Source organism: Cytobacillus sp. FSL R7-0696, from assembly GCF_038006865.1.
GTDB lineage: Bacteria > Bacillota > Bacilli > Bacillales > Cytobacillaceae > Cytobacillus > Cytobacillus kochii.
On sequence record NZ_JBBOWA010000001.1, the window covers coordinates 4,346,709 to 4,373,614 of the forward strand.

The 26,906-nt window shown below is 36.9% G+C and carries 22 protein-coding genes; 2 read left to right on the top strand and 20 right to left on the bottom strand.

Annotation, left to right across the window (positions count from 1 at the left end):
* Nucleotides 1–2: 2 nt before the first annotated feature.
* Nucleotides 3–1,259, bottom strand: coding sequence for a GTPase HflX (gene hflX / locus MKX29_RS22160; protein ID WP_341107827.1), 1,257 nt, complete (start codon nucleotides 1,257–1,259; stop codon nucleotides 3–5).
* A 240-nt stretch (nucleotides 1,260–1,499) separates the two neighbouring features.
* On the opposite strand from hflX, the gene MKX29_RS22165 reads away from it, so the two are divergent.
* Nucleotides 1,500–2,108, top strand: coding sequence for a trimeric intracellular cation channel family protein (locus MKX29_RS22165; RefSeq protein WP_341107829.1), 609 nt, complete (start codon nucleotides 1,500–1,502; stop codon nucleotides 2,106–2,108).
* Between the two features lie 134 nt (nucleotides 2,109–2,242).
* Here MKX29_RS22165 and spoVK read toward each other — a convergent pair whose 3' ends face one another.
* The 3 genes from spoVK to miaA all read right to left on the bottom strand — a co-directional run bounded on the left by spoVK (nucleotide 2,243) and on the right by miaA (nucleotide 4,707).
* Nucleotides 2,243–3,193, bottom strand: a complete 951-nt coding sequence (gene spoVK, locus MKX29_RS22170) for a stage V sporulation protein K (protein ID WP_095369446.1) — start codon at nucleotides 3,191–3,193, stop codon at nucleotides 2,243–2,245.
* 289 nt (nucleotides 3,194–3,482) lie between these two features.
* Complete coding sequence (gene hfq, locus MKX29_RS22175; RefSeq protein WP_095369447.1) at nucleotides 3,483–3,713, bottom strand: RNA chaperone Hfq; 231 nt, start codon at nucleotides 3,711–3,713, stop codon at nucleotides 3,483–3,485.
* 28 nt (nucleotides 3,714–3,741) lie between these two features.
* Complete coding sequence (miaA, locus tag MKX29_RS22180; RefSeq protein WP_341107832.1) at nucleotides 3,742–4,707, bottom strand: tRNA (adenosine(37)-N6)-dimethylallyltransferase MiaA; 966 nt, start codon at nucleotides 4,705–4,707, stop codon at nucleotides 3,742–3,744.
* Nucleotides 4,708–5,015: 308 nt separating this feature from the next.
* On the opposite strand from miaA, the gene mreBH reads away from it, so the two are divergent.
* Nucleotides 5,016–6,026 carry a rod-share determining protein MreBH gene (gene mreBH / locus MKX29_RS22185; protein WP_095369449.1) on the top strand — a complete coding sequence of 337 codons (1,011 nt, stop codon included), beginning with the start codon at nucleotides 5,016–5,018 and terminating at the stop codon, nucleotides 6,024–6,026.
* 120 nt (nucleotides 6,027–6,146) lie between these two features.
* On the opposite strand, the gene mutL is transcribed toward mreBH, so the two are convergent.
* The 16 genes from mutL to MKX29_RS22265 all read right to left on the bottom strand — a co-directional run bounded on the left by mutL (nucleotide 6,147) and on the right by MKX29_RS22265 (nucleotide 26,879).
* Entirely contained in the window at nucleotides 6,147–8,006 is a 1,860-nt protein-coding gene (gene mutL / locus MKX29_RS22190) for a DNA mismatch repair endonuclease MutL (RefSeq protein ID WP_341107835.1), read from the bottom strand.
* Nucleotides 8,007–8,027: 21 nt separating this feature from the next.
* Entirely contained in the window at nucleotides 8,028–10,628 is a 2,601-nt protein-coding gene (gene mutS, locus MKX29_RS22195) for a DNA mismatch repair protein MutS (RefSeq protein WP_341107837.1), read from the bottom strand.
* A 161-nt stretch (nucleotides 10,629–10,789) separates the two neighbouring features.
* Nucleotides 10,790–11,332 (bottom strand): outer spore coat protein CotE, encoded by a 543-nt coding sequence (locus MKX29_RS22200; protein WP_095369452.1) that lies wholly within the window; start codon nucleotides 11,330–11,332, stop codon nucleotides 10,790–10,792.
* A 1,049-nt stretch (nucleotides 11,333–12,381) separates the two neighbouring features.
* Nucleotides 12,382–12,807, bottom strand: a complete 426-nt coding sequence (locus MKX29_RS22205) for a RicAFT regulatory complex protein RicA family protein (RefSeq protein WP_095369453.1) — start codon at nucleotides 12,805–12,807, stop codon at nucleotides 12,382–12,384.
* 1 nt (nucleotide 12,808) lies between these two features.
* On the bottom strand, nucleotides 12,809–14,353 hold the full coding sequence (miaB, locus tag MKX29_RS22210) for a tRNA (N6-isopentenyl adenosine(37)-C2)-methylthiotransferase MiaB (RefSeq protein ID WP_341107839.1): 1,545 nt from the start codon (nucleotides 14,351–14,353) through the stop codon (nucleotides 12,809–12,811).
* Between the two features lie 217 nt (nucleotides 14,354–14,570).
* A complete protein-coding gene (locus tag MKX29_RS22215) occupies nucleotides 14,571–15,437 on the bottom strand; it encodes a 2-oxoacid:ferredoxin oxidoreductase subunit beta (protein ID WP_341107841.1) in 867 nt (288 codons plus the stop codon).
* On the bottom strand, nucleotides 15,438–17,171 hold the full coding sequence (locus MKX29_RS22220) for a 2-oxoacid:acceptor oxidoreductase subunit alpha (RefSeq protein ID WP_251161483.1): 1,734 nt from the start codon (nucleotides 17,169–17,171) through the stop codon (nucleotides 15,438–15,440).
* Between the two features lie 192 nt (nucleotides 17,172–17,363).
* Nucleotides 17,364–18,290: a dipeptidase gene (locus MKX29_RS22225; protein WP_341107844.1), complete on the bottom strand. Its 927-nt coding sequence runs from the start codon at nucleotides 18,288–18,290 to the stop codon at nucleotides 17,364–17,366.
* 134 nt (nucleotides 18,291–18,424) lie between these two features.
* Complete coding sequence (gene spoVS, locus MKX29_RS22230) at nucleotides 18,425–18,685, bottom strand: stage V sporulation protein SpoVS (RefSeq protein ID WP_095369458.1); 261 nt, start codon at nucleotides 18,683–18,685, stop codon at nucleotides 18,425–18,427.
* Between the two features lie 151 nt (nucleotides 18,686–18,836).
* Nucleotides 18,837–19,634 carry a TIGR00282 family metallophosphoesterase gene (locus tag MKX29_RS22235; protein ID WP_095369459.1) on the bottom strand — a complete coding sequence of 266 codons (798 nt, stop codon included), beginning with the start codon at nucleotides 19,632–19,634 and terminating at the stop codon, nucleotides 18,837–18,839.
* 123 nt (nucleotides 19,635–19,757) lie between these two features.
* Nucleotides 19,758–21,317 carry a ribonuclease Y gene (rny, locus tag MKX29_RS22240; RefSeq protein ID WP_095369460.1) on the bottom strand — a complete coding sequence of 520 codons (1,560 nt, stop codon included), beginning with the start codon at nucleotides 21,315–21,317 and terminating at the stop codon, nucleotides 19,758–19,760.
* A 460-nt stretch (nucleotides 21,318–21,777) separates the two neighbouring features.
* Nucleotides 21,778–22,818, bottom strand: a complete 1,041-nt coding sequence (recA, locus tag MKX29_RS22245) for a recombinase RecA (RefSeq protein WP_095369461.1) — start codon at nucleotides 22,816–22,818, stop codon at nucleotides 21,778–21,780.
* Nucleotides 22,819–23,191: 373 nt separating this feature from the next.
* A complete protein-coding gene (locus MKX29_RS22250) occupies nucleotides 23,192–24,424 on the bottom strand; it encodes a competence/damage-inducible protein A (protein ID WP_341107846.1) in 1,233 nt (410 codons plus the stop codon).
* A gap of 16 nt (nucleotides 24,425–24,440) precedes the next feature.
* Nucleotides 24,441–25,019: a CDP-diacylglycerol--glycerol-3-phosphate 3-phosphatidyltransferase gene (gene pgsA / locus MKX29_RS22255; RefSeq protein ID WP_191812097.1), complete on the bottom strand. Its 579-nt coding sequence runs from the start codon at nucleotides 25,017–25,019 to the stop codon at nucleotides 24,441–24,443.
* A gap of 159 nt (nucleotides 25,020–25,178) precedes the next feature.
* Nucleotides 25,179–26,069, bottom strand: a complete 891-nt coding sequence (locus MKX29_RS22260; protein ID WP_341107848.1) for a helix-turn-helix domain-containing protein — start codon at nucleotides 26,067–26,069, stop codon at nucleotides 25,179–25,181.
* A 12-nt stretch (nucleotides 26,070–26,081) separates the two neighbouring features.
* Nucleotides 26,082–26,879 carry a DUF3388 domain-containing protein gene (locus MKX29_RS22265; RefSeq protein WP_095369465.1) on the bottom strand — a complete coding sequence of 266 codons (798 nt, stop codon included), beginning with the start codon at nucleotides 26,877–26,879 and terminating at the stop codon, nucleotides 26,082–26,084.
* Nucleotides 26,880–26,906 lie beyond the last annotated feature (27 nt).

Sequence of the window (26,906 nt, forward strand, 5' to 3'; positions counted from 1 at the left end):
TTCTATACTCTATAATGATTTAGCATTTGTGTGATTGGATGATCTTTGAAGTAAAAACCTTTAGCCAAATACATTTGTTTTTCTTCTATAAACTCACTACTCCGCACAATAGTCACCGTATTTAGGAGCGATAATAACTTTCCTTCTGAAGCAGGGATTGCAGCAGTATACGAGTCCATTAATTGGGTGATCGCTCGTTCAATTGCTTCTTTTAGCAAATGGAGATCACGATCATTTAATGCACTCATTTGTAACGTGTCCCTACCTTTTGTTGGAATGAACCTTTCATGTGCTTCATCTTTTTTATTATAAACAATCAATTGTGGAATCTCTTCCTGCTCTAAGTCATCAATTAATTGTTGTACGGTTTGTTCATGTTGGGTGTAGTCCGGATTAGACATATCAACTACATGTAAAATGAGATCCGCTTCGTTTACTTCTTCTAAAGTAGATCTAAAAGCTGCAATTAACGTAGTCGGTAAGTCTTGTATAAATCCAACTGTATCGGTTAAAAGGGCTGTATATCCACTTGGTAAAGACATTTTTCTTGTCATTGGATCAAGTGTGGCAAATAATTGATTTTCTTCATAGGAATCAGCTTCGGTTAGACGGTTAAACAGTGTCGATTTACCCGCATTCGTATAACCTACTAAGGCGATTTGCAGTGCTTGATTCTTCTTTCTTCTTTCGCGATAACGCTTCCTATGATGAACAACTGCCCTCAATTGCTTATCAATATCATCAATTTTCCTTCGTATGTGACGGCGATCTGATTCAAGCTTTGTCTCACCTGGACCTCTTGTCCCAATTCCCCCGCCTAGTCGTGAAAGTGCTGTTCCTTGTCCCAATAATCTCGGTAGTAAATATTTTAATTGAGCTAGTTCAACTTGCAGTTTCCCTTCTTTTGAACGAGCTCTGCCCGCAAAAATATCAAGAATCAACTGGGTTCGATCAATAATTCTTGCCGAAATGACTTCGGATAAGTTACGAACTTGACTAGGAGATAGTTCATCATTAAAAATAATCACATCTGCTTCGGTCTCTTCTTGTAGGCGTGATATTTCTTCAACTTTCCCTCTTCCTATATATGTAGATGGATGAATTCTCTCTCTTTTTTGTACAACACTTGTAATCACTTCACCTTTAGCTGTTTTTGTTAGTGACACAAGCTCATCCATTGAATAACTATATTGCAAATCGTCTTCAGTCGTTTGACAGCCGACAAGTATCGCTTTTTCTTTAAAAGACTGTTGTTCCATTAAAGCCCTACTTTCTTTTTAACATATCATTATCATATCAAATTCTTTTGTAATTCACTAATTATTCTTTACGTTAAAGGGAGAAAATTTCCGGTTATCCAAAATGTCCCTGCTAAGTATCAATAAATATTGTTTACCACAAAAATTTATTTATTGAAAATCATTGATTTCATGCTTTTTCATGTTAAAATCTATATGTTTGTGTTTTTGCAGGATTTTAAGAACGTGTGGTGATATGTGATGTTAACTTGGGATTTTTTAAGTATGATTGGTACAATTGCTTTTGCCATTAGCGGTGCTATCGTAGCAATGGAAGAAGATTATGATATATTAGGCATTTATATTTTAGGTATTGTCACTGCCTTTGGTGGGGGAGCCATCCGTAATATATTAATTGGGGTACCCGTTTCAACATTATGGGAACAGGGAACTTTTTTTCAAATCGCCCTCTTGTCTATTACATTGATTATTATTTTTCCCCATCACTTATTGAAGCATTGGCATAAATGGGGGAACTTCACTGATGCCATCGGATTATCAGCATTTGCTATACAAGGTGCACTTTATGCTGCTGATATGAATCATCCATTAAGCGCAATTATCGTTGCCGCAGTATTAACCGGTAGTGGTGGTGGAATGATTCGTGATTTATTAGCACAAAGAAAACCTTTGGTATTACGATCAGAAATCTATGCGGTTTGGGCGATTATTACTGGGCTATTAATCGGATTAAACATTTTCACATCTGCAGTAGAACTCATTATATTATTCATAACAATTACCGCCCTTAGAGTATTATCTTACACTTATAAATGGAAACTTCCTACAAAACAATTCAAGTTAAATTAAAGATAAAATAGTAAAAAAACAGAGCCACGTTTCAGCCCACGATAAGAGGTAGGAGACCGGCTCTGCTTTTTTCAATTTGCATCTCTATTAATAACAAAAAACAAACTCCTAAATTAATCGGAGCTAAAACAAAGTCAATCATCTTCTTCAAAAACTAAGTCGTTGCTTCTAATAGTCATTAATTCATGGCGGTCATAATGACTTTGCATTAAAAGCCTCATGGATTGTGCACGTATTGCCTTTTCGATAATATTTCTTATATATCTTCCATTAGAAAATGTTTGTGGATTTAAGACTGTTTTCACCCAAAGTAAGTGATCTTTTAATTTCCTTTCACTTTCTCTACTAAGTACGTACTCTTTTTGTTTCAGCATTCTTTGCCCGATTTCCATTAGTTGTTCAATTGAATAATCTGGAAAATCAATAACAAGCGGAAATCTAGAATGTAAACCCGGATTCAAAGATAAAAAATAGTCCATTTCTTTTGAATATCCGGCTAAAATCAGTATAAAATCATGCTGTTTATCTTCCATATGTTTCACTAATGTATCGATTGCCTCTTTACCAAAATCCTTTTCCCCTCCTCTACCGAGGGAATAAGCTTCATCGATAAAAAGTATGCCTCCGATTGCTTTCTTAATTAAATCTCTCGTTTTTTGAGCTGTATGGCCAATATATTCTCCTACTAAGTCAGCCCTTTCAGCTTCGATCAAATGCCCCTTTGTCAAAACATCCATTTTTTGAAATAGCTTACTTATTAACCTTGCTACCGTTGTTTTCCCTGTACCAGGGTTTCCCTTGAACATCATATGAAGGGACTGCTTTCCCGCTTTCAGTCCTGCTTCTTCTCGCTTTTTGTTCACATAGATCCAAGCATAGATTTCTTTAATCATTCTCTTCATTTCTTCCATGCCAACTAAGGCAGCTAATTCTTCTTCAATTTCTCTAAGAGCAAGATGCTCTGATTGTAAGGTTTTTTGTACAACATTCGGTTCGGGTATTTCCTTTGTTAAGGCTTTTCTTTTTTGAGAATTTAGTACAATACTGATTTGTCCATTATTTTTCAAACGAATCGGCTGATCCAATAGCTTTCACCTCACATTCTCTTGCACCAGTATACGCTAAGATTGCCTTAATTGTGACAAAAGCCTAGTCGTTATCTCAAGTCGCTATTTAGCCTATTCTATTATTAGAAGTTAGAGTCTTCTTGTTCATATATATTCAATTTGGAGGAAAATCATTAAAGTTTTTTTAGTGAAAACAAAATTGTTAATAATTAAATATAAATTATAGATTAACCGAATTTCTTCCAACAAGATTGTCAAAGCATAAGAAAAAGCCCGCATCATTTGCGGACTCGACGAAGCAACTTTATTATTTTTGTTCCATATCTAGCGATACATTTCGTTGAGGAGCAAATGTTGAAATCGCGTGCTTATAAACAAGTTGTTGTTTTCCTTCTGATTCAAATAGGACAGTAAAATTATCAAATCCCTTTACTTGCCCCCTAATTTGGAAACCGTTTAATAAGAAAACTGTCACATTGGCATTATCTTTTCGCAATTGATTTAGAAATTGATCTTGGATATTGATTGATGTTTTCATTACAAATCCTCCTCTTTTATCTCTATTATTATGTATTCGATTTAATTTTCAGCTTTCCTTCAATCGTTACATAAATTTCATTTATTTTTTTATGAAAACCCTTTGAATCGAGAGCTTCACTCATATCTATCCAACTAACATCCAGTTTATTACGAAACCAGGTTAGCTGTCTTTTGGCATATCTTCGTGAGTTTTGCTTTAGCTGATCAACAGCCTCGTCTAAAGTAATCAAACCATCAAAATAAGGGTAGAATTCCTTATATCCTATCGCTTGCATGGACTGACAGTTTTGCAATCCTTTATCACAAAACCCTCTCACCTCTTCCAATAGGCCATTATCCATCATCATATCTATTCTCTGATTAATCCGTTTATACAAAAGATCTCTATCCATTGTTAAACCGATTACAGCGGCATTATATACCGATTCAAGTTCCTGTTTACTTTGCCACTCTGTCATCGTTTTTCCCGTACAATGGTATACTTCGAGAGCCCGAATCACTCTTCGAATATTATTCGGATGTATTTTTCCCGCAGATACCGGATCGACCACCTGTAATTCCTTATGAATACAAACATTCCCTTCAACCTTCGCCCTTTTCTCTAAGTGATATCGAAAATCATCATCTGAGGGGGCATTTGAAAATTGATAGTCAAATAGAACGGATTGTATATATAGTCCCGTCCCCCCTACAATAATGGGTAACTTCCCTTTACTACTGATTTCAGTTATCTTTTCTCTGACAATTGTTTGAAATTCAGCTGTCGAAAAACTTTCATCTGGCTCTTTAATATCAATTAAATGATGGCTGATACCTTCTGTCTCTTCTTTCGTTATTTTAGCTGTACCAATGTCCATACCTTTGTAAATTTGCATGGAATCACCACTAATAATTTCACCATTATATTTTTTTGCCAGTTCAATACTTGTTTTTGTTTTCCCTACAGCAGTAGGTCCTATAAGAATAATAATTTTTTCTTTTTGATTTGTCATTCACTCACACTGCCTTTTAGTCTTTCAATTTCTACCTTATCGTACCATAAGCATAGGAAGGAAAAAAGACAATCAATACTCAAACATTATTCACCCTTTTTCTACAAATTAAACCTTTTTTATTGCGGATTCGATTCTTTTTTACAGTGGAGATTACATTTTTATAACGTTTTATTTACATTCAGGCTTCTATAGTCGTTTCATGTTACCTTATAAAAAGCGGAGTTTAAGATAAGATGTCTTATGAATATGGTCTTATGAAAAAGGATTGAGACGAAGCAGAATTATAGGAAATTAGGTGATTGATAATGATAGGAAATGCTGAAATTGGAATCGATTTAGGAACAGCTAATATACTTGTTTATAGTAAGGCAAAAGGAATCGCTCTCAATGAGCCTTCTGTTGTTGCGATTGATACAGAAACAAAAAAAGTGCTTGCAGTTGGCTCTGAAGCAAAAGAAATGATTGGAAAAACACCGGGACGAATTGTCGCCATACGACCATTAAAAGATGGGGTAATTGCCGATTTCGATACAACGACGGAAATGTTACGTCATATTATGAAAAAGGCTGCAAAAGCTGGTGGCTTCTCAATTAGAAAGCCGAGTGTCGTTGTTTGTACACCTTCCGGGTCGACAAGTGTTGAAAGAAGAGCGATTCAAGACGCCGTACGAAACGCCGGTGCAAAAAAAGTTTTCGTTATTGAGGAACCTGTTGCAGCAGCAATTGGCGCGGGTATGCCAGTCGATGAGCCAGTCGCAAATGTAGTAGTTGACATAGGTGGCGGTTCAACTGAAGTGGCGATTATTTCCTTCGGTGGTGTAGTTGCTTGCCACTCCGTCCGTATTGGCGGAGACCGTTTAGACGATGATATTATTCAGTATGTGCGTAAAGAATATAACGTACTTATTGGTGAAAGAACAGCAGAGAATATTAAAATTGAAATTGGCCATGCGCTGATTAACCATGATGAATTAAAAATGGAGATACGTGGAAGAGATTTAGTTACTGGTTTACCAAAAACCATTGAGCTTTCTTCATTTGAAATTAGAGATGCGATGAAAGAAGCGTTACTCAGTATTTTAGAAGCACTAAGAGCAACTTTAGAAGATAGCCCTGCTGAATTAAGCGGTGATATCGTTGACCGTGGAGTCATTTTAACTGGCGGTGGAGCTTTACTTAACGGTATGCAAGAATGGATCAGTCAAGAGATTGATGTGCCTGTTCACCTTGCTCCAAATCCGTTAGAATCCGTCGCAATTGGAACAGGAAAATCATTAAAATACATGGACAAATTACAAACAGCCAATGCGAAATAATTAAAAAAGAGAGAACCGCGTATCACTAATTTTGCGGTTCTCTCTTTTTATGTGAACATAAGCGTTTTAGCGTGGTTTTCCTGTATCTTTCTTAAAACAAAGGCCTCTTTAAAGCTGGTCTTACATAATACGCTTAAACATTTTCTCCATTTCATATATAGAATAATGAATGATAATTGGGCGACCATGAGGACAAGTAAAAGGATCATTCGTTTGTCGTAACTCATCAAGTAATGCTTGAATTTCATCGTTACGTAAATGGCGATTTGCTTTTATGGAACCTTTACAACTCATCATGATAGCCGCTTCTTCTCTCAGTTTTTTTATATCCACTCGTTTCATATTCAACAATTGTTCTATCATATCCACGATCGTTTCTTGTTCCTCTCCTTTAGGAAACCATTGTGGATGAGCACGAACGATATAACTGTTGTGGCCAAACTCCTCTAAGAAAACCCCCACTTTTTCAAGTTCGTCTTTATATTCTTCAATCTTTATCACATCGTCATTCGCATATTCAAAGGTCATTGGTATCAAAAGCTCCTGTAATTCACTTTCTACTTTCCCAACCTTTTCCTTAAAAAACTCATATTTGATTCTTTCCTGAGCCGCATGCTGGTCAATGATATACAAACCATTATCATTTTGTGCAAAAATATACGTACCATGCATTTGACCTATCGGATACATCGCTGGGACTCTTGAAGGAAGCACGAATTCCTCTTCTTCTGCAAGCGTTATATTTTCTTCTTCTTGTAAGTCCACTTCTTTAGATGGAGCATAAACTTCTATTGCAGGAGCCGTTTCAAAGATCGTATTTTTTACCTGTTCGTTTGGTGTTACTGAATCTTCTTGGATGAATTGTACTTCTGTTGCTTTCCTTTCTCGCTCGATCTCTTTAAATGGTTTTCTTTCAGGTAAATGATCGAGGTGAAGGAATGTTTGTTCTTCTTTTGGCTTAATTATTTTCTTTTCGGTAAAGCCACTTGGAATTAATTCTTCTTTTTTAAAGACTTGTTTAATGGTGGCCGTTACTAATTCGTTTAATTCATGCTCTTTACTTAACCGAACTTCCATTTTAGAAGGATGAACGTTTACATCTACTAATAATGGGTCCATTTCAATGTTTAATAAAACAATGGGATACCGTCCTATCGGCAATAATGTATGATAACCTTCCTGAATCGCTTTCACTAAAGGGTAGTTTTTAATAAACCGACCATTGATCATCGTTGAAATATAATTTCTCGAAGCTCTCGTTATTTCTGGTAACGCTACATAACCAGAAACCTTGAAGTCAAGGGACTGAGTTTGAATGGGAATCATTTTTTTGACAATATTTAAACCATAGATCGCCGCTAAAACTTGACGAACATCACCATTGCCTGTTGTTTTTAACAATTGCTTATCATTATGGAGTAACCTGAATGAGATCTCCGGGTGTGATAAAGATAAGCGATTCATGACATCTGTAATATTACCTAATTCGGTATGAATCGTTTTCATATATTTAAGTCTAGCCGGCGTATTGTAAAACAAATCTGACACGGTAATATCTGTACCTTTACGACTAGCTGCCTTTTCCATCGTTATAACTTTGCCGCCTTCAAGCACCACTCTCGTACCTATATCACTATGGCAAGTCTTCAATTCGACTTTGGAAACGGAAGCAATAGAGGGCAGCGCTTCCCCTCTAAATCCTAATGTGCGAATCCTAAATAGGTCGCTCTCGTCTTGGATTTTACTTGTCGCATGTCGATGGAACGCATGGAGAACGTCATCTTCTGCTATTCCTTCTCCATTATCGATGATGCGGATACTTGAAAGGCCAGCTTCTTCTACTTCCACTTCAATGACAGAACTGCCAGCATCAATTGCATTTTCTACTAATTCTTTTACAACAGATGCTGGACGCTCAACGACTTCTCCTGCTGCGATTTTATTTGATAGATAATCATCTAAGAGCTTGATTTTACCCATTAGGATTCACCCTTTCAATCTTTATTTTAATTTTTTTTGTATCTCATATAAGGTATTTAATGCCGTCATCGGTGTCATTTCTAGAATGTCTAGTTTCTTTAGCTGATCAAGCAACTTTCTTTCCTTTGTTGCAATATTTGTTCCTCTTTTCGCTTGCGTTTCTTCTTCAAAGAATGACAATTGGCCAACCGCTTCTTCTTGTACGTCTATTTTTGTTGCTGTTGCATTTATTTTTGATGAATCCTTTGCTTCTAGTCGCGTAAGGATTTCGTTTGCTCTTTGAATCAATGTCTCCGGTAGCTCTGCAAGTTGGGCAACATGTATACCATAACTTTTATCTGCTGAGCCTTCTTTAATCTTATGGAGAAATACGACCTTCCCGTTTTGTTCAACTGCACTTACATGCACATTTTCTAGATGGGGTAACTCCTCTGCCAAAACAGTAAGCTCATGGTAATGCGTTGAGAACAATGTTTTCGCCCCAATATGGTGGTGAATATATTCAATAATCGCCTGAGCAAGGGCCATTCCATCATAGGTTGACGTTCCCCTACCAATTTCGTCAAATAGGATAAGACTATTTTCTGTGGCATGAACAATGGCATTCCTTGCTTCTAACATCTCGACCATAAATGTGCTTTGTCCAGAGATTAAATCATCTGCCGCACCTATTCTAGTAAACACTTGGTCAAAAATAGGTAACACCGCTTGTTTAGCAGGAACAAAACAACCAACTTGTGCCAAAATTGAGGTTAAAGCAATTTGTCGCATATATGTACTTTTACCTGACATATTAGGTCCAGTAATAAGTAACAACTCTCTTTCCTCATCCATATAACAGTCATTTGCTACATATTCTTGCGCATTCATCACTTTTTCAACAACCGGATGTCTCCCATCCTCAATGACGATTTTCCGTTCACTAGAAAAGGTCGGTTTATGGTATTGTCGCTGTTCGCTAACCATAGAGAAACATTGCAATACATCCAATTCACTTATAAGCTTGGCAAGATTCTGGATGCGTGGAATATGCTCTTTTACCTGTTCTCTTACCTCTAAGAATAATGTGTATTCTAGTTCAACCGATTTTTCTTCCGCTTGTAGAATTAATGCCTCTTTTTCTTTTAGCTCTGGAGTAATAAACCTTTCAGCATTTGTTAAGGTTTGCTTTCGATCATATAAACCTTCTTCTAACAGATGAAGATTAGACTTTGTCACTTCAATATAATATCCGAAGACACGATTGTATCCAATTTTTAATGACTTAATCCCTGTCTTCTCTCTCTCTTTCTTCTCAAGCTGAGCGATCCAATTTTTACCGTTTTTCGTTGCGTCACGATATTGATCGAGTTCTTCATTAAAACCATCAGCAATAATATTCCCTTCCTTGATGGTTAACGGGGGATTATCGGTAATGGCTCTTTCTAACAAGTCGGTTACATCCTCACAAGGATCAAGTTCATTTGCCAACTGTTTAGCTACGTTATTCGTTAACTGATTCACTACATGACCTATTTTGGGTACTTGCTGTAATGATTTTTGCAATTGATATAAGTCACGAGCATTGACATTACCGAATGCGACTCTACCTGCAAGTCGCTCTAGGTCATATACCTCTTTTAAAGTATCTCTTAGCTCTTCTCGTTCGAAATAATGATTCATGAAAGTTTCCACCATTGATTGTCGTTCTATAATGGCATCCTTATTAATTAACGGACGATCTATCCATTGTTTTAACATTCTCGAACCCATCGCTGTTTTCGTTTCATCCAGCAGCCAAAGAAGTGAACCTTTCTTTCCATTTGAACGCATCGTTTCAGTTAGTTCTAGGTTTTTCTTCGAGAAATAATCAATTTTCATAAATTGGTTCACTTCATACACTTCAGCTAGTTGCAAATGGTCAAGGCTACGTTTTTGTGTTTTGTATAAATAATTATATAATCTCATTACTGTTTCACGCAGACGATCATTTGCTAACTTTGCTACACTTTCCTGAAACACTTCCCGAGTTTGGATATCGTCTTCAATAGAAATGGTCAGTACCATTCTCTCTTTCATCTTTTTGAGCCATTTATCTGAGAACTGCGAAGAGACGACAATTTCTTTCGCATTAGAAACTGAAAGCTCATTCAAAATGGAAGTAAAACCATCAGTTATAATGGTCGCTTTTGTTTCTCCTGTTGATAAATCACTATATGCAAAACCATAAGTATCATCTTCAAATGCGCTTACTGTAGCAATATAGTTATTTTCCTTTTCATTTAACCCCTTACCTTCCATCCGAGTCCCAGGTGTAATTAATTGAACAACTTCCCTTTTGACCACACCTTTAGCCTGTTTCGGATCTTCGGTTTGTTCACATATGGCTACTTTGTAGCCTTTTTCAATTAAGCGTTCGATATAATTCGGGGCTGAATGATAAGGTACCCCGCACATCGGTATGCGGTCTTCAGCTCCTCCGTCTCTACTTGTTAATGTAATTTCTAACTCTCTTGATGCTGAAATCGCATCTTCAAAAAACATCTCATAAAAATCGCCTAAACGAAAAAATAAAAAGGCATCTTGATAATCTGCCTTTACCCTTAAATATTGTTGTATCATCGGCGTATATGTTGCTGCCATAATTTCCTCCACATAATTCATAATCTATTATTTTCTTATCTCATTATATCATACTTGAAAGTCAACAAACGATTAGAAATGCTTCATACTCTTACCCGCCTTAACTCTTCAACACTCTGAAAAAAGAAAAAAACTAGGAAGTAAAACCTCCTAGTTAGTTTTTATTCCTCTTCAGTTCCAATGATGAAGTCTGGGTTTAAGTCTTCAAATTCCTCATCTTCTGCTTCCAATCCCCAATCTTCATCTTCGCAGTCACCAGCATCAGCAACTGCTACACAAATCTTTGTTTCTCCAATGACTTCAACAATAAACTCTCTCTCTACATGTACAATAATTTTATTGCCATTTTTAGAGATTGTTGCTTCAATACAGTTTGGTTGTTGAACGACCCGTGCAACAACTTCAATATCGTCAAGGATTTCTTCATCACGATACTTCACTTTGATTACATCTTTGTATTCCACGCACTCTGTAACTACTTCAGTTTGCGTGTTATCTTTATAAGAATACCAGATATTGATATCAAAGCTTCCGCTAACCTCTACAGTATTTCCCACCTTTTTCGCTTTGTACTTATGGTTAATGATCCAAGCACCAAGAATACTAGATGGGTGGTGTTGAGGACAAACCGTGTGATTGGACTGGATAAACTTTCGTCCTTTCGCAACGACTGCCTTCGTTATTATCTCTCTATAGTCTCCCATTGCGAGCGAACCCTCCTCATTCATTTTCAATTCATCCTATGCGGGATATTAGACTAGTGTGCGACATATTTTCTTGTGGGCAATTAGCCAAATCCATTAGCATGCTTTATCATATGCCGCATACGGGCGAGTGTTACGGACTGAGGTGGGCAAGGGCCCAATCTAGGAAAGATTTTTCATCAACTTCTTATAACATTTTCTCTCACTTTTGGTGCAACTGCCTGTATTGATTGTCACGTCGCTATTAAATTTATCATACGAGGATGGAAGTGTTGTTATTGGGAGAGTTGTCTAACAAAGGATTTATTGGTCAGTTAAATAAGAACGTTGAAACCACATCTTTACTTGTTGAAAATTTGAATTCTCAAATTTCACCTTACTGTATGGTTTGTTCTCAATTATATTGTTTTCTTATAGTCCACTTTTTCATTTCTCACAAAAAGGCGCAAAATTAGTGATATAAATTTACTCCAAATAAGATTCATATATAAGTGAGATTAGCCGTTTAAATAAGCGCAGATCGGCAGCGCTGGGTATTATTACTGGTCTTTAGGCTATTTTTTAACTATATCTTTATCACTTTTCAGTTTTTCATCAACAAAGGTACTGCAGCTACAATCGATTCAATCATTGCCCAAAACGACAACGATGCAGATGTATAATCAAATTAATAGTAAAAGAATTGTTTTTAGAAAGGACGATTATGGATTGAAGGAAATTGGTGTAAATTGGTGTAAATACTGTTGCATTGAATGTGATGGATTTATTTTAACAAGCAAAAAAAGACCATATTTTCATCTCACACAACGAAGGAAAAGATGGTAAAACCATATTTTTAACCTATTTTGATAATCATTCCACACTACAATTTGTCTATCCATATCTATTCAATAATAAGAAGTTTGAAACCTAAGTAATCAATAAGAAACATTTCCTTCCTTAAAAGAACATTAAACTAATAAAAACGAGTTTCTAAAAGCTGCTGATATCAATAGTAAAAAATCAAAAGGGAGATCACATCGACTTGTGATCACCCTTCCATTTCATTCTTAATGTTGACAGCCTGAATTTTTCAATTGTGAACCGGTTTGACCAGATAGTAAATCGCCACCAGTTGACGAAATAATCTCATCCGTCACTCTGTTAGAAATGGCTGAAGAGACAATTTGTAATAAATCATTTACATCCACTTGAGATTGTTTAAACTCTTGAACAACAGGAATTGCATCTAGCTCTTCTTCAAGAGAATCAATTTTCGCTTCTGTTTTTCTTAAAGCTTCCTCTTTCCCATAATGTTGTAAATTAACCGCTTGTTTTTGTAGACCTTTAATTTGCGTAATAATCTTTGAAACTTTTTCATTCTCATTAATTTGTGCTTCCGCACGTTTAAAGAAATCTACTTCTTCCGTTTCAGCAATCATTACAGCTAGTTCCCTTGCACGTTTTACAATATCATCTTTAGAATACTTCGCCATCTTAGCTCACCTCAAGATTTTCTTTTTCTTCAATCATCTCACCATTAAGTGACCAAGTTTTAGCATCCGTCACTTTCACCTTAACGATTTTTCCTATTGCTGTCTTCGGTCCTTTAAAGTTTACCAACTTGTTCTTTCTTGTATAGCCTGCCAATGTATCAGGGTTATTTTTGCTTTCCCCTTCTACTAACACTTCAACTATTTCATCTTTGTATTTCTTCATAGATTCAGCAGATATTTCATTCACTAGCGCGTTTAATCTTTGTAAGCGTTCCTTCTTCACTTCCATTGGTACATTATCCTTCATTTTCGCAGCAGGTGTACCTTCACGAGGAGAATAGATAAAAGTATACGCCGCTTCAAAACCTACTTCACGATAGAGCGACATCGTTTCCTCGAACTGTTCTTCAGTTTCATTCGGATAACCAACAATAATATCCGTAGTAAAAGTTGCTCCTGGTATGTTTTCTTTTATTTTGCGTACTAACTCTAGGAACTGTTCTCTCGTGTACTTTCTAGCCATAATTTTCAATACATCATTAGAACCTGATTGCACAGGTAAATGAATATGTTCTACAAGATTGCCGCCTTTTGCCAGCACTTCAATGAGATGGTCATCAAAGTCACGTGGATGACTAGTGGTAAAACGGACCCTAGGAATATCAATTTTATGAATTTCATCCATTAAATCCCCAAGACCATACTTCATGTCTTTAAAGTCTTTACCGTAAGCATTCACATTTTGTCCTAATAAAGTAATTTCTTGATAGCCTTTTGCCGCTAGTTGACGAACTTCTTGAATGATATCTTCTGGTCTGCGACTTCTCTCTTTTCCTCTTGTATAAGGAACGATGCAATACGTACAGAATTTATCACAGCCATACATAATATTTACCCAAGCCTTGATATTACCTCTTCTCACTTTAGGTAAATTTTCAATCACATCGCCTTCTTTAGACCAAACTTCAAGTACCATTTCCTTAGACATATAAGCTTCTTGTAAAATATTTGGCAAGCGGTGAATATTATGTGTTCCAAACACCATATCTACTTGGTTATATGTTTTAAGAATTTTATTAACAACAGATTCTTCTTGAGACATACACCCACAAACACCGATAAGTAAATCAGGATTTTTTTGTTTTAAATGTTTCAAATGTCCGAGTTCCCCAAACACCTTATTTTCCGCATTTTCACGGATTGCACAAGTGTTTAGAAGAATCACATTGGCATCATCTACGGATTCAGTTGGTTCATAGCCTAAATTCATAAAAATCCCTGCCATTACTTCCGTGTCATGCTCATTCATTTGACATCCATATGTACGGATATAGAACTTACGACCTTCTCCTAAGCCGGCAAATTCACTTGGTATTTCAAAATCCTTATGGTATTCGACATCTTCTTTTCCACGTTTCTTCGCATCCTTTAAAGATGGAGCTGTATACACATGTTCAAAATACTTACTGTAATCCTTTTCGGATTTTTTGTCCGCAGGATTTGCGACCTTTACTTGTTGACTTTCTAATCTTTGTTTTTCATTCATTTACGACATGCCCCTTTCTATGATACTGTAGGCGATTTCTATCCATTATTTCTATACACATTACTATAGTATAAAGCGTATTTCTATTGAACACAATAGCAATGCACCTGATCTATTCTTTTTCGTAGGCAAGTATTAAAAATAGGCTTACATTCTATGAAGAATAAAAAAGACCTAAGAAAATCAACAATGGATTCTCTTAAGTCTTTTATTTAATTTACATAAATTCTTCTACTAATTTATCAAAGTAGGCTTGATCTAAGTTTAAATCAGCCTTTGCTAACGGTGTCTCTGAATAACCATGTAGCATTTCCTGATAAGACTTACGAACAGTGTCTTGATAAATAAGTCCAGTTACTAATCCTTCGTGTTTCATTAAGGTTTGCATTGCTTGTTCTCTATTAGAAGAATCGTATCCTTCAATATCTTTTAATTTAGTTAAATTCGCTTTAAACCAATCATACGTATTGATTTTGTTATAAGTGACACATGGACTAAACACATTAATAAGTGAAAATCCATCATGTTGAATTCCTTGTTCAATGAGAGCAGTTAAATCTTTCAAGTCGGTTGAAAAACTTTGTGCAACAAAAGTAGCTCCTGCCGTTAAAGCCATTTCCATTGGTGAAATCGCTTGTTCAATGGAACCTTCAGGTGTTGATTTTGTTTTAAAGCCGGTAGATGAACGCGGAGATGTTTGCCCCTTTGTTAAGCCATAAATTTGGTTATCCATTACGATATACGTAACATTTATATTACGGCGAATAGCATGAATCGTATGCCCCATACCGATAGCAAAGCCATCCCCGTCACCACCAGAAGCAATAACAGTTAAGTCCTTATTCGCCATTTTAACACCTTGAGCAATCGGTAATGAACGTCCATGGATTCCGTGAAATCCATATGAATTAATATAGCCAGAAATTCGTCCAGAACAGCCAATTCCAGATACTACAGCTAACTCTTCAGGTTCTAAACCAACATTAGCTGATGCGCGTTGAATAGCCGCTTGAACAGAGAAGTCACCACAGCCTGGGCACCAATTCGGTTTTACATTATTTCGAAAGTCTTTAAACGTAGCCATTTAGAACAACTCCTTGCACTTTGTATGGATTTCGTGCGGCAAGAAAGGATTCCCGTCGTACTTATTATATTTAATGATTTTATTCGCATGTCCAACATTCATTTTGATAATATTTGCTAACTGTCCAGTGGCATTATTCTCAACTACCACAACCTTTTTAGCAGATGCGACTAACGGCATTAACTCATCAGTTGGGAATGGATGAATCAAACGAATATGTGCGTGATTGACCTTCAAACCGTCTGCTTCTAATCTAGTAATCGCTTCTTCAATTGCACCTCTTGTTGAAATGAAACCAACTAATAACAAGTCTGCTTCTTCATGAGGGGCATTTTTATATACTGGTGTATTAAATTTTACATTTTCAATTTTACGGAACCGTTTATCCATTTGTTGAATACGATTTGCTGCTGATTCCGATGGTTTTCCAGATTGATCATGCTCTACACCTGTAACATGGTGGATCCCATATTTCATTCCTGGGATTACCCTTGGCGATACGCCATCCTCTGTCACTTCATAACGTTTAAAATATTCTTTGCTATCTATTTCAGGTAGATCCCCTTGTAGCTTCCCACGGCGAATTTCTACTTCATTAAAATTCAATGGTTCCACTGTTTGTTTACCTAATGATAATTGTAGATCTGATAAAACAATAACAGGACATTGATATTCTTCAGCTAGATTAAATGCTTCAGCAGTATCATAAAACGCTTCCTGTACTGTACTTGGTGCAAGAACAATTTTTGGAATTTCTCCATGTGTTCCATAAATCATAGCCATTAAATCTGACTGTTCTTGTTTTGTTGGTAGACCTGTTGACGGACCACCACGCTGAGTATCAACAATAACTAATGGTGTCTCTGTAATACCCGCTAGACCAATCGATTCCATTTTCAAAGATAACCCTGGACCGGCTGAGGCTGTGAAAGCACGTACTCCTGCATAGTTGGCACCAATCGCCATAGTTGCAGCAGCAATTTCATCCTCCGTCTGAATAACAGTACCACCAAGTTCAGGTAATTTTTTTATTAAATACTCCATAATTTCTGAGGCTGGTGTAATTGGATAAGCAGCCATAAATCGACTTCCTGCAGCTAATGCGCCCAGAGCAATGGCATCATTTCCGATCATGAACATTCTTTTCTTACCATCCGCTTCATCCAACTGCATCAAGCCATCTGTTTTACCTAATTGTTCAACTGTTGTATCATAGCCAGCTTTTATCGCTTCCATATTTTTATCTACAACGGCTTGTCCTTTGCGAGCAAAAATCTCTTCTACTACTTCTTTGAAAACTTCCACATCCAAATTTAAAACGGCGCAAGTTGAGCCTACAGCGACCATATTTTTCATCAGCGATGTCCCCAAATCAGTCGCCATTTGTGTAAATGGAACAGATAGAAGTATCGCGTTTGTATCTTCTGGTTTCACTGGATTAAATTTTGCATCTGCTAAGATGATCCCACCATCATGTAACTCTTTATAATTGACATCTATCGTTTCTTGGTCAAACGCCACAAGAACGTCTAAATCATCCGCAACAGACCGAGTTTGAGAGGTACTCACACGAATTTTATTATTCGTATGCCCCCCTTTAATACGAGAAGAAAAATGACGGTATCCGTATAAATAATAGCCAAGGCGATTCAATGCAATAGAAAATATTTCACCAGTACTTTCAATTCCTTCGCCTTGTTGTCCGCCAACCTTCCACGAAAGTTGTTTCACCATGTCCTACACCCCTTTTATTACATGAGAAATATGTAAATAACTTGTATAATCTCTTTTTATACATCCATTTCACCATTTAACGTACTAAACGCTTTCAATTCTAGACCTAACAATGTAAAAATGCAAGCCTTTAAGATTAAATAATTGATAGATTTGTTTATTTTTTTAGATAGTTTAGAAAAATTCATCTATTTATCTACTACATAACACATTTTTAAAATTATAATAGGTAATCTTTTCTACGACATCGTGTGGAAAATGCTGTAATAATGCGTCAATCAAATATTGATATTCTCCCGCATGCTCAAGTCCTCTTAGTGGTGGTTCAGTGCCATCAAAGTCTGAACCAAGGCCAATATGGTTTTCTCCACCAAGGGAGCAGATATGATCAATATGTTTTAATACATCATTGATTGACGCTTTATGTGGCTCATTTAAGAATTCTCTAACAAAAGTCAATCCAATCAAACCATCTTTCTTAATAAGAGCTCGAATTTGATCATCGGTTAAATTCCTTGGATGTGAACAATAATGAAGACAATTAGAATGTGAAGCAAACGGTCTCTTTGCTCTATCCATTACATCCCAGAACCCTTTTTCTGCTATATGAGACACGTCACATAATATATTGCGTTCATTTAATATTTCTATAACCTTTTTGCCAAATCGTGATAGTCCTCCTGCATTCTCCTCTAATACACCATCGGCAACAAAGTTTCCGTAATTCCAAGTTAAGCCGACCGATTTTACACCTAACCTTAACAGCGTTTTTAATTTCACTTCATCATTGTAGATTGCATCACAGCCTTCTAGAGTTAAAACCGCCCCTATTTCATTTTCCTGTAATCCTTGAAGATCTTCACTCGACTGGATTACCTTCACTTGAGGATGAGGTTTAACTATTTTCTCATAAAAAATATCAACCATTTGTAGTGCTGCGTTAAACTTTAATTCTGGATGAATTTTCTCTGGTACATAAATAGCAAACAATTGTACTTTCACATCGCCGGCTAATAATCGATTAAGATTAGCCTGAAGCTGCTGCGAATACTGAAACTCAATGGAAGGGTCCAAAAACATTTTTGCTAATACATCACAATGACCATCAACTATCTTCACTTTCTCACTCCCTTATTCTTTAAATATACAAAATATTTCATTCATTCTCTATTGTTTTTTCGTCCTACAAAGAGAAAAAACCCATTTGATAATCAAATGAGCTTTTACTTTTTCTGATGGGACAATGACAGCCATTATCTAGGTTCTACGATCAGCTTTATAGCTGTTCTCTCTTCCCCATCTATCAAAATATCTGTAAACGCAGGAATACATACTAAGTCTACACCGCTAGGCGCTACAAATCCTCTTGCGATTGCTACTGCTTTAACCGCTTGATTCAATGCACCCGCACCAATTGCCTGGATTTCTGCTGCTCCTCTTTCACGTAGAACACCAGCAAGCGCACCAGCTACAGAATTAGGATTAGATTTTGCTGAAACTTTTAATATTTCCATTCCTAGCTCCTCCTCATTTTTCCCCCTCCTGAATGCTCTTTTTTTAAAGAGTTCATCAGGTTTCAATAAATGTTTCCACTGCTACTATATTCATAATGAAAAAGACATATTCCAGCTTGACCAGAAAAATTAGAAAATGAGGAGGTTTTTTTTAGCTATAAAATGGGTGATCATCATTAATTAAAACGCTTTCTATCTTCTTCGCTTTTCCTGTTTTCATATCAATGTCAATGGTTACGGCACTCAATATTCCTCTTCCACTTTTCGGTACTTCAAAACGAACCGGCATATTCGTAATAAACCGCTTTAATACAGCTTCTCTTTCCATCCCAAGAATACCATCGTATGGTCCAGTCATACCTACGTCACTCATGAATGCTGTCCCATTAGGCAGAATGCGTTGATCTGCTGTTTGCACATGTGTATGAGTGCCAATGACTGCTGACACTTTACCATCTAAATACCAGCCCATCGCTTGTTTCTCACTTGTTGTTTCACCATGAAAATCGACGAAAATAACCGGAGTTCTTTGCTTTGCCTCTTCAATAAGTTGCTCTGCCTTCTCAAAAGGGCAATCACTTGGTTGCATAAATGTTCGACCTTGTAGATTGATAACAGCTATTTCTTCACTATTATATTTTAAATAAACTAAACCCTTCCCTGGATTATTATCAGGGAAATTAGCCGGCCTAACTAAATACTTTGCTTCCTCAATAAAATCAAATATTTCCTTATTATCCCATGTGTGATTACCTAATGTCACCGCTTGTGCCCCAGCAGATAAAAATTCCCTGTATATTTTTTCGGTAATTCCTCTACCACCAGCAGCGTTCTCCCCATTAATAATGGTTATTTGCGGTCGATACTTTTCCTTTAACTTCGGTAAATACTCTTCTACCATTTCACGGCCTAATGATCCAACAACGTCCCCTACAAATAAAATTCTCATAAAATTCCCCTTCTAAAAATACTTGTATTCATACATACGCCAATCAAGCTCTAAGCTAGATTGTTAGCTCTTTAAGATTTTTTACCCTTCAAAAAAGGAAGCGATGCCTAAAAGGCATCGCTCTTATTTCGCATATTCTACGGCTCTTGTTTCCCTAATAACCGTTACTTTTATATGACCTGGATAATCGAGTTCTTCTTCGATTTTCTTCCTTATATCTCTTGCAAGACGGTGTGCTTCCAAATCATCAATTTGCTCCGGTTTAACCATAATGCGAATTTCACGACCCGCTTGAATAGCAAATGATTTTTCAACACCATCATATGACTCTGAGATTTCTTCGAGCTTTTCTAAACGTCGAATATAATTCTCAAGCGTTTCTCTTCTTGCCCCCGGTCTTGCAGCAGAAAGTGCATCAGCTGCAGCTACTAAAACAGCGATAATGGATGTTGGTTCCGTGTCACCATGATGGGAAGCGATACTATTAATGACAACTGGGTGTTCTTTATATTTCGTCGCTAGTTCAACCCCAATTTCAACATGGCTTCCTTCTACTTCATGGTCAATCGCTTTCCCAACATCATGTAATAATCCTGCTCGGCGAGCTAATGTCTCATCTTGACCTAATTCCGCAGCAAGCATACCGGACAACTGCGCTACTTCCATCGAGTGTTTCAATACATTTTGACCGTAGCTTGTACGGAATTTTAGGCGACCTAATATTTTGATCAAGTCAGGATGTAAACCATGGACACCAACTTCGAATGTCGTTTGCTCTCCAATCTCTCGAATATGCTCATCCACTTCTCGTCGGGCCTTGTCCACCATTTCCTCGATTCGAGCTGGGTGAATTCTTCCATCCTGTACAAGTTTATCAAGTGCAAGACGAGCAGTTTCTCGTCGGATAGGATCAAATCCTGAAAGAATAACGGCTTCTGGTGTATCATCGATAATCAAATCAATACCTGTCAACGTTTCAAGTGTACGGATATTACGCCCTTCACGACCGATAATACGACCTTTCATTTCGTCGTTTGGCAAGTTAACAACTGACACCGTTGTTTCAGCTACATGGTCCGCAGCACATCTTTGAATCGCTAATGATAAGATTTCTTTCGCACGCTTATCCGCTTCTTCCTTCGCCCTTGATTCACTCTCTTTTACCATGATGGCAATATCATGTGCAACCTCTTGTTCAGTACGATCTAAAATGATGGATTTAGCTTCCTCACGAGTTAACCCGGAGATTCTTTCCAGTTCAGTTTGCTGAGACTGTACCATTTTGTCCACTTTGCTTTCCATCTCTTCAATATGCTGTTGTCTTTTGCCAAGAGAGTCGTCTCTTTTTTCCAAAACCGCTTCACGCTTATCTAGCGTTTCATCTTTTCGGTCTAGATTCTCTTCTTTTTGCAATAAACGATTTTCTTGTTTTTGCAGTTCATTCCTACGTTCACGAATTTCACGTTCCGCCTCTGTGCGAAGCTTATGATTCTCATCCTTCGCTTCAAGTAATGCCTCTTTCTTTAGAGCTTCTGCTTCACGTTTTGCATCTTCTAATATTTGATCAGCAGCTCCTCGGGCACCAGCGATTTTTGCTTCCGTAACGGATTTTCGAAAGAAATAGCCAACAAAAGCAGCAACGATTAGGCCAAGCAAAATGGAGATGATATAACCTAGTTCCATCATTTCACCTCCTCTTGCTATAAACTTTTTTGTTACGTTTTTAAAGTGTTGGCATGTATACCGTTTTAACAATATACTGCACTTAAGCTTTTCAACGCTTTCATTCTTCTTATTGTTTGCAAATAATACAGTTATTTGGAAGCATTCTCCATTTGCAACAGAGATATCTTCTGAAAAGGTAATTTCTACCTTCCCTTAACAAATATGCAAATTAACATATAAAAAATGTAAATTATACAGTTTTAATTGTAAAGCCGCAGAATTTCATTGTCAAGTACTTGAAGGTAGAGTATAAGTCCACAATGCCTGTTATTATGTATAATCACGAGCCCAAGAAGATGACGATTTTCACCGCATGATTTTTCTATACAAAAAGAGATATTCAACTATATTTATAAGTTGTGAATATCTCTTTTCGAAGTAAAAGAGCAACAGTAGTCTGTACTCTGCTTTCTCTCAATTAATCGATGAGTTCGAATTCCTCTTGTTCATCATCGCTGTTAGAAGATTTATCTACGTCTAAACCATAGTACTCGCGGATTTTCTCTTGAATTTGCAAACGAATTTCCGTATTCTCTTTAAGGAATTGCTTTGCATTTTCTCTTCCTTGACCTAAACGTTCATCATTATAGGAGTACCAAGAACCACTTTTTTGTACAATATCAATCTCTGATCCGAGATCAATAATTTCCCCTTCTTTTGATACACCTTCACCATACATGATATCAACTTCCGCTACTCTAAAAGGCGGAGCTACTTTATTTTTTACAATTTTAATTTTGGTTTTATTACCGACAATCTCATTGCCTTGCTTTAAAGCTTCTGCTCTACGCACTTCTAAACGTACCGTTGAATAGAATTTTAATGCACGACCACCTGGTGTTGTTTCAGGGTTACCGAACATAACGCCTACTTTTTCACGAATTTGGTTTATGAAGATCGCAATCGTTTTGGATTTATTAATCGCACCAGATAGTTTCCTTAGTGCCTGCGACATTAATCTTGCTTGAAGACCGACGTGAGAATCTCCCATTTCCCCTTCAATTTCTGCCTTTGGTACTAAAGCAGCTACAGAGTCAATAACTAAAATATCAACGGCACCACTTCGAACTAAAGCTTCAGCTATTTCAAGGGCTTGTTCCCCTGTATCTGGTTGTGATAAAAGAAGCTCATCAATATTTACCCCTAGGTTCTGAGCATATACAGGGTCAAGTGCATGCTCTGCATCGATAAATGCTGCTTGTCCACCTGCTGCTTGTACTTCAGCAATAGCGTGCAGAGCAACAGTTGTTTTACCCGAACTTTCAGGCCCGTAAATTTCGATGATACGTCCTCTCGGATATCCACCTACTCCTAAAGCGGTATCTAAAGCTAATGAACCACTTGGAATAGTGGATATTTTACGCTCTGCTTGTTCTCCTAACTTCATAATCGAGCCTTTACCAAACTGCTTTTCTATTTGTTTCAACGCCATATCTAAGGCTGCTTGACGATCACTCATGCTATTTCCTCCTTTAAATTTCGATTATCTATGATAAATTTATCATTGGTCTTGCGATTTCATATTTATACTATAGCTTTTTTTTATGACTTTGTCGAGGAAAAAATCGAACATCCATTCGTTTTTTTTATCGGTTGGTTTTTTTGGAAAAATGATCGTTTTGCCAGATAGAAATCCAATAATCAAACCTCTTCCTCAGTATAACCTTCAAATTTCTTTTAATCTCCGACTATTCCTTTAGCTAAATTTGCCCCCTGGCCGATCATAACAAGCATCTATTGCTTCTTTAGAAGTGAGAAATCCGAACAACGTTAATCATTGTCCGGATTTCTTCGACTACTTACTTACTTTCTTCAGTATCTAAAACACCTCATTACGCCAAGGATTTCAATAGAAAATAGGCGCCATAAAGAGATGACCTCTTTCTGATTGATGTGCGAGAACCACCAAGGTTGAGCTTCTCAGCCCTTGCTTCACCATCGTGATAAATCCCTATATAAACGGTACCGACTGGGTTGCCTTCTAATTCATCAGGTCCGGCAACACCCGTAAAGCTTACACCAATGTCACTTTCCATTAATTTGGCGACATTTTCCGCAAGTTCCTTTGCACATGTAGCAGTGACAACACCTTCATTTTTAATTGTCTCTTGCTTTACATTTAGTACTTTAGCTTTTACTTCATTTGTATAACAAACGACGCCACCATTTATGAGCCCACCAGCTCCAGGAATCGATGTAAATGTTTCTTGAAACATGCCCCCAGTTAAACTTTCCGCAGCAGACAGGGTTAATTTCTTTTCATGCATTCTTTTTGAGAGCTCTTTAAACAGCGACGTATCATCATAACCGTAAAAATACTCTCCTACTACTGCCATAATTTCTTTCTCTTTCTCTTCCAAAAGTGTTATAGCCGTATCAAGGTTATGATGTTTGGCTGTCAACCTCAATGTAACTTCATGATCTCCCGCTAACGGTGCAATCGTCGGGTTTGTTTGGTTATCAAGTATATCTTCTATTTCCGCCTCTAGCATTGCTTCACCAATGCCAAAGAATCTAAGGACACGCGACGAGATAACTGCTTCTTCTACTGCTTGTGATTTAATTGCGGAAAATCCGTATTTCAAAAACATCGGTTCCATTTCTTTTGGTGGCCCAGGTAAAAGCATATATTGCTTATTTTCCTTCTGATAAAACATACCAGGTGCCATACCGTAATCATTAGGAAGTACTTTCGCACCAGAAAGCACTAAGGCTTGCTTACGATTATTTTCAGTCATCGGTCGATTCGTCCGTTTAAAATATTCTTCAATAGACGCCAGTGCTATATCATCCATTACGAGATTTGTTTGCAAATGCTTAGCAATGGTTTCTTTTGTTAAATCGTCTTTTGTCGGACCAAGCCCACCAGTGAAAATAATGAGTTCCGCTCTATTTTCAGCAATTTTTATAGCAGACTCTAACCGCCCCGCATTGTCTCCGACGACCGTATGATAAAAAACATTCACACCAAGGTCAGCTAACTGCTGTGATAAAAATTTGGCGTTCGTATTGTTAATTTGTCCTAATAACAACTCAGAGCCAACGGCAATAATTTCAGCATTCATGATGACCACTCTCCTATTATTTTGAATTGGTAAAGGCATGTTTGTTTTTAATAAAATAATCAACGCCAGACCAAACAGTAAACACCATGCTCACCCATAGAGCAAATGTTGCAAAGTCAAATGAAATCAATGCGAAGATTGTATTATGCAACAACAACGCAGAAACAGCTATAATTTGCGTCCAAGTTTTAATCTTACCTAACATATTCGCTGCAACTACCTCACCACCACCTGCTAAAATCAGGCGAAGACCGGTTATTGCAAACTCCCTACTAATAATAATAATCACAATCCAAGCGGGAGCCATCCCTAATTCTACAAGGATGATTAATGCACTGGAAACTAATAACTTATCTGCTAAAGGGTCTAAAAATTTCCCTAAATTGGTTACTAATTGATATTTTCTCGCTACATATCCATCAATCCAATCTGTAACGGAAGCGAATATAAAAATAAGCGCGCCAACAAAATGGGCAATTGGGAGCGTCACACCGATAAAATTCATGTCTCCCCATGAGAAAGGGTTGTACATAATAATAATGAAAATCGGTATTAACAATATCCTTGAAATCGTTATCTTATTTGGTAAATTCATAAGTTCCCTCCGGTAATTATGTAATTCTTCCCTAGGTGGGATGATCATATTTTATCAAAAAAAAGTCATAAAGCCTAAATTTGCGATACAATGTTAGGATTTAACTATATTTCCCACCTCAGGGGGCTAAACACGAAAATAGTCATCAATGGTTGATGACTATTCGCCAAGCGATGTAAAACGGATTGTAATATTTTGGTTTACATACTCTGATGGTGAAACTTCATATTCGAGTTTCTCATCATTGATTTTAATTTCAGTAGCAGTTGTATTTCCAATGATTACTTGTACTTCTTTTTGATATGTTAAATCTAACTCTTTTTCAACGCCTTCTTCCATTGTTTCTTCATAGAAGGTTTCATTGTCAGCACTAGCCACTCTTACCCAGCTTTTACCTTCTGCTAATAAAGATAGTGTAAACGTATCCGTATTTTTCAATTCATATACAGTGTTTTTACCAGCGGATTCTTGTACACTTAACTCTTGTACAGGTTTCTCCTCTTCTTCTGTATTTTCATCTGCTGCATCGTCTTTTTCTTCCTCAGAAGCAGTATCTTCATTTTGTTTCTCATCTTTAGGCATATTATTTTCAACAATGGCACCTGGGTTATTATTGTCTTCATTTGATTGCTTATCACTACTAGACACGTTATTTTCAACAAAATAATAAATGACGGCAAGAACACCAATGATAAAGACAATAATTAAAACTTTTGGTAAAAGATCTAAAAACTTCGAAGTTGAAGGAGAGATATTCTTACTTGTTTGCACACGTGAAAGTTTCTCTGGAATATCTTCATTGGTTGTTGCTGGAATTTCACTTTTATACTCATCTAACAGCTCTTCATGATTTAAGCCTACTGCCTCTGCATATTGCTTAATGAAAGCACGCACATAAAATTTACCCGGCATTATACGGTAATTACCTTCTTCTATGCCGATTAAATATCTTTTCTGTATTTTTGTAACTGTCTGTAACTCATCAAGAGACATCCCTTTTTGTAAACGTGCTTCTTTCAAACGACTACCTAATTCTGTCAAAACTAACACCTTCCAACATTACTAAAAATCAAAACCTCCGAAGCCTGTATCGGAGAACATATTATGATTGTTACGTTCGACTACATCATAGACGATATCTTCATCATGGTCGTGACGAAGCTCGATAATATAATCAAAATCATCCAAAGTATATTCTGAATTTTGCACAAAAACATCAGGATGTTCAATTACTTTAATAGCTGGGAGTCTCATTATCTCTCTCACAAGTTGCCAATGACGTTCATTTGCTCTTTTTGTCGAGACGATCCCATCAATGATAAATAAATTATCATCGCTATACTCATCTTCAATTAATTGATTGCGAATCGTTTGTTTAAGCAACGTTGACGAAACAAACAGCCATCGTTTATTCGCACAAACACTTGATGCAACAATAGATTCTGTTTTCCCGACCCTAGGCATGCCACGAATACCAATTAATTTATGGCCTTCCTTCTTAAATAATTCTGCCATAAAGTCTACTAAAAGACCGAGCTCATCTCTGACAAATCGAAAAGTCTTCTTATCATCTGCGTCTCTCTGTATGTATCTCCCATGTCTCACAGCCAGCCGATCGCGAAGCTTTGGCTCTCTTAGTTTAATGAGCTTAATCGTATCCATCGTCTTTAATATTGATTCCAATCGAACGATTTGGTCATCATCTTTAGCAAGGATCAGCATTCCACGTCTACCTTGATCAACTCCATTAATGGTAATAATGTTGATGGAAAGCATCCCTAACAATGATGAAATATCTCCGAGTAATCCAGGTCTGTTTTTTTGGATTTCATATTCGAAATACCATTCTTTTTTCTCCACCTAAAACACTCCTTATTCGCCTACAGT